Genomic DNA, 12,281 nt, shown 5'->3' with positions numbered 1-12,281 from the left:
GCCTTAGGCTAATCCCTAAGGCATTTTTATTTTATCCTCTTTTAACTTTTCCCGTCCATTTTTTAAATCCGCCTTTTAATTGGCTGATATCTTTATAACCCTTTTTGTGTAAAAGTTGTGCAGCTCTTTGTGAACGTGCTCCACTTTGGCAATACAGGTAAACCGGTTTATCCGGACGAATTTCAATTAATCGCTGCTTCATTTGTGTAACAGGAATATTTCTAGCACCTAGAATGTGTCCATTTTTGAATTCTTGTGGTTCTCTTACGTCTATCAATTGTGCTTTTCGATACCCTTCACGGAATTGATCCTCGGTTATTGTTTTAAGGTAATTACGTTGTCTAAAGTAACGAAATACTGAAATTACAATAAAAACAATTAGTGCTAATAAAAGATATTTCAACATCTATTAATCCCCCGTCTTTCACTTAATACTATTTTATTATAGGCTGAAACAGTTTTTTTTTCAAAGTTTTTCTATAGGAATAAAAATCTTACTTTTGTCGAATTTTGCAGAATAATGTTGAATAGCATAATTCTATATTGAGATGCAATTATAGAATTTGTTTAATTTACTAGATTTATACGTGATTTGCTTTAAAAATCATCGGTTTTCTTTGTTTTTTGTTTATTATTGATTTTGACAAAAAATATATTATATGCGTTATTTACTATATGTAGTGTTTTGGTAAAAAAACACATACAATATGTTGTAAATAATAATCTAGATATGGTATGGTATTACTAATGAAATTCTAGATTACTAGAATGGAGAATTTTGTCTAAAAGGAGAGGTATAATGTCTACGGTTGTCGAAACAAGAACAAACATTAATGTGGAAATACTAAATGAAGATATAAAACAATTTCCACAAGTACACCCAATTACCCCAGATATGAAACTACTACATAAGGGTGTGTCTAGGCTGGTTATGCTGGACCGTTATTCCTTTAAGGATACAGAAAAAAAGACAATAAAAGAAGGGGACTTCGTTGTATTAACTGTAAAAGCAGATCCGAAATTCCCAGCAAGAGGCTTAGGGTTTATCAAGTCTATTGACCGTATCAATAATGAGGCATTAGTTCAAGTGGAGCCAGATTATGTTTCGGTATTAGATGGAGAAGAAGCTGAAACAGGCGTAGTTAAAAGAGGATTGGATAGTATAGATAAACCTCTTGAAATTTTTTACGAGCAAATTGCTAAACGTAATGCTACTGGTCTAGCAAGTGTTGAGTCAACCGAAGAATTACGTAGAGAGTCATATGAAAAATTCTATCAAGAATTGTCTAATCTTAATTTCATACCTGCAGGAAGAGTATTATATGGTGCAGGATCCGATACAGAAGTAACGTACTTTAACTGTTATGTAATGCCATACGTAAAAGACTCTCGCGAAGGTATTTCCGAACATCGTAAACAAGTAATGGAAATTATGAGTAGAGGTGGAGGAGTAGGAACGAATGGTTCAACACTTCGTCCACGTAATGCACTTGCAAGAGGTGTAAATGGTAAATCATCTGGTTCGGTTTCATGGTTGGATGATATTGCGAAGCTTACTCATCTTGTTGAGCAAGGTGGATCTCGCAGGGGTGCTCAAATGATTATGTTAGTAGATAATCACCCTGATATCATCGAATTCATTATCTCAAAAATGCAAAATCCGAGAATTCTTCGTTATCTTATTGAGAATACAGAAGATAAACAAATAAAGAAATTGGCGCAAGAAAAATTGAAGTTTACTCCACTTTCTGAGACTGAATCCGATCTTTACCAAGGAGTATTAAATTATAAGAGCATTCCTGGTCAAGGAGGATTTACGAATCAAGTTATTAGGGAAGCGGAAGAAAAATTAAGAACTGGTGGAAGATACTCCGTACACAACTCAGAATTCTTAACTGGAGCGAATATTTCAGTATGTATTACGAAAGATTTTATGGAAGCAGTTGAAAATGATACTTGGTACGAGCTGAAATTCCCAGATGTAGAAAATTACAATGAAGAAGAAATGAAAGCTTATAACGAAGACTGGCACAATGTTGGTGACGTACGTAAGTGGGAAGAAATGGGCTATGGTGTCCGTGTGTATCGCCGTGTAAAAGCAAAAGAGCTTTGGAATTTAATTAACATTTGTGCTACGTATTCTGCTGAACCTGGTATTTTCTTTATTGATAATGCGAACGACATGACCAATGCAAAAGCATATGGTCAACAAGTTGTAGCTACAAACCCGTGTGGCGAGCAACCTCTTGCACCATTTTCTGTCTGTAACCTAGCAGCAGTAAACCTTGGTGAAATGGCAAACAAGGTAAGTAAAACTGTTGACTTTGTAAAATTAGAACAAACCGTAAAAACTGGTGTACGCATGCAAGATAATGTTATTGATGCTACTCCATACTTCCTCAAAGAAAACAAGAAACAAGCACTAGGGGAACGACGTGTTGGACTCGGAGTGATGGGGCTACATGATCTTCTTATCTATTGTGAAACTGAATATGGATCTGAGGAAGGTAATCATTTAGTAGATAAGATTTTTGAAACTATTGCTACAACGGCATATCGTGAATCTGTCCAACTTGCGAAAGAAAAGGGAAGTTTCCCATTCTTAGTTGGAGAAACAGATGAAGAAACAAAAGAATTACGCGAAGCATTTGTTAATACTGGTTACATGAAAGGAATGCCTGAAGATATCCGTAAAGGTATTCTTGAACATGGTATCAGGAATTCGCACCTATTAACTGTTGCACCTACGGGTAAACACGTTGCCCCCTACATTTGTAAAAATGTAGCGTAAACTTGGCTATATGCGGGAAACCCTGGAGTATCTTTTTGCTACCTAGCTTTGCCAGCTAGTCAAAAGGTAAAAATGCAAAAGTGTTGGTTAAATAACCTACCAGACAATCCGCAGGGAAGTCGTGGCTGACCCCTCAACGACTACATGCCGAGCAACCGTTGACGAACAGGAGTTCTTGTTTTATGATTTATAAAACGAGTTAAGGATGGTTCGTATGAAAAAGAATTGTCTTAATTGTGATAAAGAAATTAAAGTGAAGCCCAGTCATTATGACAGAAAAAAGTATTGTTCTAGAGCGTGTAAAACAGATTATCAGAGGAAAAATCCCCCTCAATTTTGGAAGGAATTGAAAAAGAAACAAACTATTAACTGTATTTATTGTAATAATGAAATTGAGAGAAAACCTTCTGAAATTGGAGAGCGAAACTTTTGTAATCATGAATGCAAACGATTATACCAATTAAAATACGGTCACCTTATAAACCAGCATTTAAGAAAAGATGTCACTATAATATGCAAAACCTGTAGTAAAGAATTTATTGTCCCTAAAAACAGACAAAAAACTGCAAAATACTGCTCGAAAAATTGTTTAGGAAAAGCAAATGGCGAGAGGGCAAAAGTACAATACAAAATGAGAACAATTTTATATTGTACTAATTGCAGTAAAAAATTTGAAAAGAAACCTTCTGCTGTTAGAGTGTTAAATTTTTGCTCAATAGAATGTATGGGGATATATTATACAGAAAGTAAAATGTTTGCAGGAGCGAATAGTGGAACATGGGCTGGTGGAGATATAAATTATTATGGACCTAATTGGTTGAATCAGCGAAGGATAGTTAGAAAAAGAGATAACTATATTTGTCAGGACTGTGGTGTTACTGAAAAGGAATATGGCCAGGAGCTTTCTGTCCATCATATTATTCCATTCAGAGAATTTAATGGAGATTGGGAAAAAGCTAATCAACTATCTAATTTGATTGCTTTATGTGAGTATCCTTGTCATAGAAAAAGACATTCAAGAATGGTTGATGATATAGTCTGACCCATATGGCGACATATGGAGCGGGTAATAATAGTCCCGCCCTCTAGGAATAGAGAGTAACAATTGTGAGCACAGGTACAATGGTTGGAGTGTCAACAGGATTAGAACCATACTTCTCCTTCTCATACTTCAGAAGTGGAAGATTAGGCAAATTTATCGAAGTAAAAGCAGATATCGTTCAAGAATATTTAGATGCGAACCCAGATGTGGATCCTAATAACCTACCAGAGTGGTTTGTTACTGCAATGGAATTAGCTCCTGAAGCACATGCAGATACACAATGTGTTATTCAACGCTGGGTTGATAGTTCAATTTCTAAAACTGTAAATGCTCCAAAAGGATATACAGTAGATCAGGTTGAAAGTGTATACCGTAGATTATATCGTGGTGGAGCAAAAGGCGGTACGGTATATGTTGACGGAAGTCGTGACACTCAAGTATTAACACTAAAAGCCGAAGAAAATACGTTTGAACAAACGGAATTATTTGAAGAAACAGTTGAACCGAAAAAAGTTGTATTAATGGATACAATCCAAGAGTTAAAATCAACAGATGTAACAATTGGTTCAGAAGTAGGAGACACTTGCCCTGTGTGTCGTGGGGGAAGCGTAGAAGACATCGGTGGATGCAATACTTGTACAAGTTGTGGTGCGCAATTAAAGTGTGGACTATAATATCATAAATATAAAAATGATGTAGTTATGAGTTAAAGTCTGATAATCTGAATTAATGTTTCATAAAGAACAACCTTTTTGGCATCCTAGCCGTAAGAGGTTGTTTTTTTGCTTCTCCAAAAAACAGTTGTGAATGTTACCTATATATGGTCCGATATTTAATCGATTGTCTCATTTACTTCAAATGAATCATTTAACTAGGAGGGGTTTCAGGGCAAAACGAAATCGATTATTATCAATAGAGAGAAAGTTGAAGGATGGGCTTGGATAAGAATTTAGAAGCGATTAGAAATTCTGGGTTAAGACCAATATGTACCATCACCAGGACGTTTTACTCTATATAGAGGGGGTAAAGTCGCGAGATTTGTAATGTAACGTCATCAAAAAGTAAACTAAATTAGAGCTATTTAATTTGTTGAAAACACCATTGAAGCACGTAATAACGAGTGTTTTTTTAAGGTATATATTCTTGACAACGATACTACTATGCGTTACTATATACTAGTAGTAAGTAATACAGAATATATGCAATACAGAATACTGAATGAAAATATGGTGAATACCAATGGAAGGACGGACAAATTTGAAAAATATTACAGAAATGCTGAAAGGAGTGCTTGAGGGGTGTGTGCTTGAAATCATCAGCCGTGGCGAAACTTACGGGTATGAAATCACGCAACACCTCCGTAATCTTGGGTTCACTGATGTAGTTGAAGGCACAGTTTATACTATTACTATGCGGCTCGAAAAAAATAATCTAGTGGATATCGAGAAAAAGCCATCCACTATGGGTCCGCCAAGAAAATTTTACACACTCAATGCAGCAGGTCAAGAGCAACTTGAAATTTTTTGGGAAAAATGGGGATTCATTTCAAGCAAAATTAATGAACTCAATACAAAAAATAAAGGAGAGATACAATGAGTATATTTGAAAAAGTTATCGGAAGTCTGGATGATAAGCGAGAATGGAAGGCAATGGAGGCGCGTGGGAAGGCACTCCCAAAAGAATACAACAACGCTTACAACGCTATCAAAAAATATATTTATAGTATCGGTGGTATCTCAGACTGGGAGGATATGCGACGTATCTTTGGCGGTATTCTCGACCTCCTAGAGGAAGGTGCAGTGGAAGGCAAGAAAGTGACTGATTTAATGGGGGAGGATGTAGCCGCTTTTTGTGATGAAATAGTGAAGGACTCTAAAACGTGGATTGATAAACATCGTACGAAGTTGAATGATACAATCGGTCGTGATTAACGGTGAAACTCTATTGGATTTTGTTTCGTAAAAACCTTTTTGCAAATAGGGAGTCTATACATTTAACGTAAATTGAGGGTTTGTGAGTTGTTTTTGATTAAATTTTATTTTAAACCTACAAAAAGGCTATCAAATGCAAGATTTGATAGCCTTTTTGTATTTCTGAAAACGAATTGTGATTGAAATATATAAGTGAAACCTAAAATTCATACTCACCGTATGAAATGAAAAGACAAATAATTTTGAACGGAGAGATGGCGTGTGAAAGATTGGTGGAAAATAAAAAAGGCAAGGACAAGAAAACATAGGAAATTAAATGACCGTTATACATTTGGTGATTTTCTAATGGACATTATATTTTGGTTACCTGAAATAGTTTTAATACCTTTCCGAATACTTTTTTGGGCAATTCGCGGTTTATGGAGATTCTTTGATTTTACATAATAACTTGTCTCAAAAAACTATTTCCGGTATCCTCAATATAGAAACAGTTTTGCATTAGATAAAAAATGATTCTATGGAAAGAGGAGAACAGGATGCCTACACCTAGTATGGAGGACTATATTGAAATTATTTATAACTTAATTGATAAAAAGGGGTATGCTAGAGTTTCTGATATTGCTGAAACATTAGAGGTTCACCCGTCTTCTGTAACAAAAATGGTGCAAAAATTAGATAAAGATGAATATTTACTTTATGAAAAATATAGAGGATTTATTTTAACTGAAAAAGGAAAAAAAGTTGGAGAGCGATTAGTATTTCGTCATGAATTACTGGAGGACTTTTTAGAAATAATTGGTGTAGATAAAGAAAATATTTACAATGATGTTGAAGGAATTGAACATCACTTGAGCTGGAATTCTATAGACAGGTTAGGAGATTTAGTTAAATATTTCAAAGAGGATCAACAGCGGTTAGATGACCTGAAGGAAGTCCAATTGAGGAATACTAAATAACTTAAGAAGGACGATGTTCTATTTTTATCTCTTTATGCTTACACATAATATAAAAGCGATAAGGAGATATTGTATGAAAATAGACGGTGTCTTCTCTGGTGGTGGTGTAAAAGCGTTTGCTTTTATTGGGGCTCTTGAGGTGATTGAGGAAAAAAATCTTAAGTTTGAACGAGTTGCTGGGACATCAGCAGGGTCAATCTTGGCAGCGTTTATAGCTGCAGGTTATAGTATTGAAGAAATAAAACAACTCTTGGAAAAATTAGATTTGAAGGATTTCCTGGATCCACCAAGTTTAACGAATTTAATTCCTGGAAGTAAATGGTTCTTTCTTTATTTTCAACTTGGATTAAACAAAGGAGATAAGTTTGAAAGATGGGTTTACAATCAATTAGCGAAAAGAAACATTTATACTTTTGGTGATATAAAAAATGGCTATTTAAAAGTAGTGGTTAGTGATTTGTCGTTGGGAAAGCTAGTCGTTATTCCAGATGACCTTGAAAGAGTATATGGAATTAAGGCTAATGAATTTCCAGTTGCAAGGGCAATACGAATGAGTGCAGGATTTCCTTACTTTTTTATGCCCAAAAAGGTATTTGGAAAAAATAAAGTTAAAAGTATAATCGTTGATGGTGGGCTGTTAAGTAATTTTCCGATTTGGGTTTTGGAAAGTGAAACCAATATACGAAAAAGGCCAATATTAGGCTTAAAGCTAAGTGATTCCCCAGAGCAGTCTCATCCTAACACTATAAAGAATGCTCTTGATATGCTCCATGCACTATTTTCCACGATGAAGCAAGCCCATGATTCTAGATATATTACCAAATCTGAAAAAGCCAATATTATCTTTATTCCAGTTAAAGATGTGCAAACAACAAATTTTATGATTACTGAAGAAGTTAAAAAGAAACTAATTCAAAATGGTCGGGAACACGCAGAAGAGTTTTTGAAGAGTTGGTCAACATAAAGAAAAGCGAGCTTCATTAATTGGAAGCTCGCTTTTTGCGTTTGGACTTATTTCCATCGATAACACGTAAATGATTCGGACGTTTTTTTAACTTCTTTTTGATTGGATCTACCTGATGCTTATTTTTTACGGTTTGGGTGCTACTGGTTTGTGAGTACTTTGATTTTGATTGTCTAACTGCTTGTTTATATCTCTTGGCATCTGATGATGTATTACGACCTCCAAGAACAAAGTAATATAATAATCCAAAGATTGCTAGACCAACGATAACGGCGACTAGAATACTTGTTAAAAATCCTGTGGCATTCGTAAACAATTGAAATATGACTCCAATTGCTGCTAGACCTATTATCCCATATATAATATATTTTAATATTGAATTTTTTCTCATATGAATCTTCCTTTCGAGTATATACTGCATACATCATTTTAATTTATCACAATTTAACTAGTAACAAACAACTTTTTAATGGATTTTTACTTTAGGTAATTATATTAATAGATAGTTACCTTCTTATTCTAGTATAATTCTTTCCTACTCAACTTAAAATATTCATCTTCTTTTATTTCATTTTATAGAGGATAATCAATAAGTCCGGTAAAAATGACACTTCACATTTCTTCGTTGTCTTGCTTTTCCGTTCCTCACGTATTAACTGCATACGTTCCGGTACTCAAAGCTACATCGCTCGAACTGCTCGCTCCTTTTTATCTTCTTTTTTGAAAATGCACTTATAAAGGAATCCTAATTTTTTCTGTAATTTGATTTGAAAGAGTGGGTAATACTAAGGTTGGAGGTGCGTATTTTGGAAGATAAAAAACTAGAACAAAATAAACCTGAGGATACATCAACATTTCTGGGAAGATCGTTATTAACAGGCTTTATAGGTGGTATTCTCGCAAGTATTTTAGGATTTCTAATGTATTATTTTAATTTTATGGAGGTTTCCGCAAAGTCCTATTTACTTCGTTCTTGGACGACAGCAGGTTGGACAGACACTTGGTTAGGTGAATTGGTTACAATTATGATTGTTGGTATACTATCCATTGGAGTTGCACTAGTTTACTATGGTGTTCTCAAAAAGATTAATTCCATATGGACAGGAATGATATATGGATTAATTTTATGGGCAATTGTATTTGTCGTTTTACAACCCATATTCTCTAAAATTCCAAATTTAGTAGAGATGGAAATCAAGACAATTGTTTCCGCGCTATGTCTTTATATATTATATGGTATTTTTATTGGATATTCGATTTCTTTTGATTATCAAGAAACTGTAGCTATTCCTAAAAATGAATCGAAGAAGGCATCTGATTGAGAATCCTCCTTTTTCCTGCTAAATCAATATTCAAAGTTGTCTATTTATGGTAAACTGTTAAGGTCATATAAAATAATCGACTTTGTAAGAATATTTTTATGCAAGTGGTAATGGGAAAGGGATGAAAAGATGGAAAAGCTAAATAAAATTAGGCTGGCACTTCAAGCATTAAAATTAGATGCAATCATGATCAATAGCCCAATTAACCGCAGATACGTTACCGGTTTTACAGGATCTGCTGGTACAGTTATTGTGAGTCAAGAAGAAGCAATTTTTATTACAGATTTCCGTTATACTGAACAAGCGGGGGAACAGGCGAAAGATTTTACCATTGTAGAACATAAGAAGTTAATGGAAGAGGAAGTAAAATCACAATTAACCCGTCTACAAGTAAAACGTCTTGGTTTTGAAAAAAATCATGTTACATATGCTGAATTTGACCGCTATAATAAGTTGTTAGATGCTGAATTAGTACCAACAAGCGAAATTGTTGAGAAAATTCGTTTGATCAAAACACCAGATGAATTAAGAATTCTAAAGAAAGCGGCAGAAATTGCTGATGCTGCATTTGAACATATTCAAAAGTATATTAAGCCAGGCGTAAAAGAAATTGAGGTATCAAATGAACTTGAATTCTTTATGCGTAAACTAGGTGCAACTCAGTCTAGTTTTGACACTATAGTTGCTTCTGGTTTCCGTTCAGCAATGCCTCACGGTGTTGCTTCAACAAAAGAAATTCAATCTGGTGAGTTGGTAACCCTTGATTATGGTGCACTTTATCAAGGATATGTTTCCGACATTACCAGAACCGTTGCTGTAGGAGAAATTAGTGATGAATTAAGAAAAATTTATGATACTGTACTTCAAGCGCAGCTTCGCGGAGTTAATGGAATTATGCCAGGTATGACTGGAATTGAGGCAGATGCTCTAACAAGGGATTATATAACAGATCACGGATATGGTGATTATTTTGGTCATTCAACAGGTCATGGGATTGGTTTAGAAGTACATGAGGGCCCAGGGTTATCTTTCCGTAGTGAGCAAAAATTAGAACCAGGAATGGTTGTTACAGTTGAGCCAGGAATTTATATCCCTAATGTCGGTGGATGCCGTATTGAAGATGATATTATTATTACCGATACAGGTAACGAACGATTAACAACATCAACTAAGGAACTTATTCAGTTATAAGCTTTTGTGTTTTAAATAAGGAGGACAATTATGATTTCAGTAAACGACTTTAAGACAGGTTTAACGATAGAGATGGATAATGATGTTTGGCAAGTGGTTGATTTCCAACATGTTAAGCCGGGGAAAGGTGCAGCTTTTGTAAGATCCAAGCTTCGTAACCTACGTAATGGAAATATTCAGGAAAAAACATTCCGTGCTGGTGAAAAAGTAGGGAAAGCACATGTTGAACATAAAAAAATGCAATATTTATATGCTTCTGGTGACTCCCATGCATTTATGGATACAGCATCTTATGAGCAAATTGAACTTACATCTGCACAAGTTGAATATGAGCTAAAGTTCATTAAAGAAAACATGGAAGTATCCATGATCCAGTATCAAGGTGAAATATTAGGTATTGATTTACCAAATAACGTTGAATTAGAGGTAGTTGAAACAGAACCAGGTATTAAAGGTGATACTGCAAGTGGTGGTTCTAAACCAGCTACAGTAGAAACAGGACTTGTTGTTCAAGTACCATTCTTTGTTAATGTTGGCGATAAACTAGTCATTAACACATCTGACGGAAAATACGTTTCAAGAGCATAGAAAGATAACTCAACTAAGATGATCATCATATTTTTTGATGATCATCTTTTTTATAAAGGAAAGGCTGTTTTCGTAATATTTGTTGCTTTTGCTTCCGTTCCGGCAGAATACTCCGCTTTTACTTCCCACACAGGGGGCGACATCTACTAGAAACCTCGCAATGCCTACCTTGCCATGAGCACAGCCTCCGCCTTCTCACGGAAAGAACACCGCTGCGGGCTCTTCGGACACGTGCTGTTCCCATACGAAAAGGAAGGCATCGACAGTGTAACATCGCACGGAGAAAATTGATTTGTATTTTCGAGGAGTCTCCGTATTCTGCCTCCGCTAGTTTAAATATTATATTAATGTTGGATGTAACTTATGGTTTCCATAATATAAGTTGCCATACTAGCGGAGTGTATTTCGGGAGCAGGTATCAAGCTCAATTACTAATTAAGTTATTGCGGGGTTTATACTAAATTAAAAAATGAACAACAATCTTCTAAAAATCAGTCTATCAATAAATCTTGTTCAAATGTTTAATACAAAACTGAAAGTGAGGAATTAGAATGGAAAAGATTACGAGAGACCAATTGTACAAAACGAAGGAATTCTTAGATAACTACTGTCGTGAACTAGAAATTGCCCAATTTGAATTTTTCTTTGGAAATGGAAGCAAAGAAAATGTAATGGAGAAGTTAAAGAAATTTCAAAATGCTGATGGTGGCTTTGGACACGGACTTGAACCTGACTTTTGGTTACCTACTTCATCGCCAATGGCAACATGGGCTGCTGGTCAAATCTTAATGGAGTTAGATGTGGATAAAGATGTTTTAATGGTCAAAAAGATGATTTCATATTTGGTAGATACATATGATGAAGAATCTGGTAAATGGGCTTCTGTATTGCCAGAATTCAACAATTATCCGCATGCACCATGGTGGCATTGGGAAGAAGGTGTACAAGAAAATTGGTCCTTTAATCCAAGTATTGAACTTGCAGCATTTCTTATTCATTGGTCTGATTCCGAATCTCAAGCCGCTAAAAAGGGGTGGAGGTCTATTGAAAAAGCTACGGTGCATTTGTTAAATCAAACTGAAATGGATAATCATGAAATTAATAACTTTCAGGCGTTTAGTAAAATTATAGAAGCACATTCTTCCAGCTTTGAGGATAAGACAGGATTTTCATATGAAGAGGTATCCAAAAAAATTGTTGATCTTGCCTATGAGTGTATTAACAAGGATGTAACGAGCTGGGATTCGGGTTATGTACCTTTACCTTTAGATTTTATTAACAATCCAGATAGTTCATTATGTACAAGACTAGGTTCATTAGTTCAACGAAACTTTGAGTTCTATATCTACCAAATGTCTGATAAAGGTGTTTGGGATATAACCTGGGGATGGGGTAGCTATCCAGAAGAATTTGAAAAAGCAAGAATATACTGGAAAGGAATTCTTGCGGTAGAAAGATATAAAAAATTTAAAGCATTTGGCTATTTAGAATAAGAA

11 protein-coding genes and 2 pseudogenes are annotated in these 12,281 nt (G+C 35.0%); 11 read left to right on the top strand and 2 right to left on the bottom strand.

The features are described from left to right. Positions 1-31: 31 nt before the first annotated feature. Entirely contained in the window at positions 32-406 is a 375-nt protein-coding gene (locus K332_RS0106125) for a rhodanese-like domain-containing protein (protein WP_036688202.1), read from the bottom strand. Between the two features lie 393 nt (positions 407-799). Here K332_RS0106125 and K332_RS0106120 point away from each other — a divergent pair. From K332_RS0106120 to K332_RS0106085, 7 genes and pseudogenes are all read left to right on the top strand, one after another. Beyond that, positions 800-2,752 (top strand): annotated as a pseudogene (locus K332_RS0106120) (vitamin B12-dependent ribonucleotide reductase); the annotation flags it as partial. A gap of 253 nt (positions 2,753-3,005) precedes the next feature. Next, the gene (locus tag K332_RS24375; RefSeq protein ID WP_051359360.1) at positions 3,006-3,833 is read left to right on the top strand and encodes an HNH endonuclease; all 828 of its coding nucleotides are present in this window, start codon (positions 3,006-3,008) and stop codon (positions 3,831-3,833) included. A 68-nt stretch (positions 3,834-3,901) separates the two neighbouring features. Continuing rightward, a pseudogene (locus K332_RS0106110) lies at positions 3,902-4,507 on the top strand (vitamin B12-dependent ribonucleotide reductase); the annotation flags it as partial. 583 nt (positions 4,508-5,090) lie between these two features. Beyond that, positions 5,091-5,429 (top strand): PadR family transcriptional regulator, encoded by a 339-nt coding sequence (locus tag K332_RS0106105; RefSeq protein WP_026906673.1) that lies wholly within the window; start codon positions 5,091-5,093, stop codon positions 5,427-5,429. Continuing rightward, on the top strand, positions 5,426-5,764 hold the full coding sequence (locus tag K332_RS0106100) for a DUF1048 domain-containing protein (RefSeq protein WP_026906672.1): 339 nt from the start codon (positions 5,426-5,428) through the stop codon (positions 5,762-5,764). The genes K332_RS0106105 and K332_RS0106100 overlap by 4 nt, the downstream gene beginning before the upstream one ends. Before the next feature lie 536 nt (positions 5,765-6,300). Continuing rightward, positions 6,301-6,720, top strand: a complete 420-nt coding sequence (gene mntR / locus K332_RS0106090) for a transcriptional regulator MntR (protein WP_026906670.1) — start codon at positions 6,301-6,303, stop codon at positions 6,718-6,720. 73 nt (positions 6,721-6,793) lie between these two features. Further along, entirely contained in the window at positions 6,794-7,684 is an 891-nt protein-coding gene (locus K332_RS0106085; RefSeq protein ID WP_026906669.1) for a patatin-like phospholipase family protein, read from the top strand. Between the two features lie 16 nt (positions 7,685-7,700). On the opposite strand, the gene K332_RS0106080 is transcribed toward K332_RS0106085, so the two are convergent. After that, a complete protein-coding gene (locus K332_RS0106080; protein ID WP_026906668.1) occupies positions 7,701-8,075 on the bottom strand; it encodes an SA1362 family protein in 375 nt (124 codons plus the stop codon). 406 nt (positions 8,076-8,481) lie between these two features. On the opposite strand from K332_RS0106080, the gene K332_RS0106075 reads away from it, so the two are divergent. The 4 genes from K332_RS0106075 to K332_RS0106055 all read left to right on the top strand — a co-directional run bounded on the left by K332_RS0106075 (position 8,482) and on the right by K332_RS0106055 (position 12,278). Further along, positions 8,482-9,006, top strand: coding sequence for a YqhR family membrane protein (locus K332_RS0106075; RefSeq protein ID WP_342665447.1), 525 nt, complete (start codon positions 8,482-8,484; stop codon positions 9,004-9,006). Between the two features lie 129 nt (positions 9,007-9,135). Next, a complete protein-coding gene (locus K332_RS0106070; protein ID WP_026906666.1) occupies positions 9,136-10,197 on the top strand; it encodes a M24 family metallopeptidase in 1,062 nt (353 codons plus the stop codon). 30 nt (positions 10,198-10,227) lie between these two features. Beyond that, positions 10,228-10,785 (top strand): elongation factor P, encoded by a 558-nt coding sequence (gene efp, locus K332_RS0106065; RefSeq protein WP_026906665.1) that lies wholly within the window; start codon positions 10,228-10,230, stop codon positions 10,783-10,785. A gap of 551 nt (positions 10,786-11,336) precedes the next feature. After that, positions 11,337-12,278, top strand: coding sequence for a prenyltransferase/squalene oxidase repeat-containing protein (locus tag K332_RS0106055; RefSeq protein WP_036688198.1), 942 nt, complete (start codon positions 11,337-11,339; stop codon positions 12,276-12,278). Positions 12,279-12,281 lie beyond the last annotated feature (3 nt).

Origin of the sequence: Paucisalibacillus globulus DSM 18846, from assembly GCF_000482485.1 — a bacterium.
Lineage (GTDB): Bacteria > Bacillota > Bacilli > Bacillales > Amphibacillaceae > Ornithinibacillus > Ornithinibacillus globulus.
Note: the sequence above shows the minus strand (reverse complement) of the source record. Positions and strands in the feature narration are given on the sequence as shown.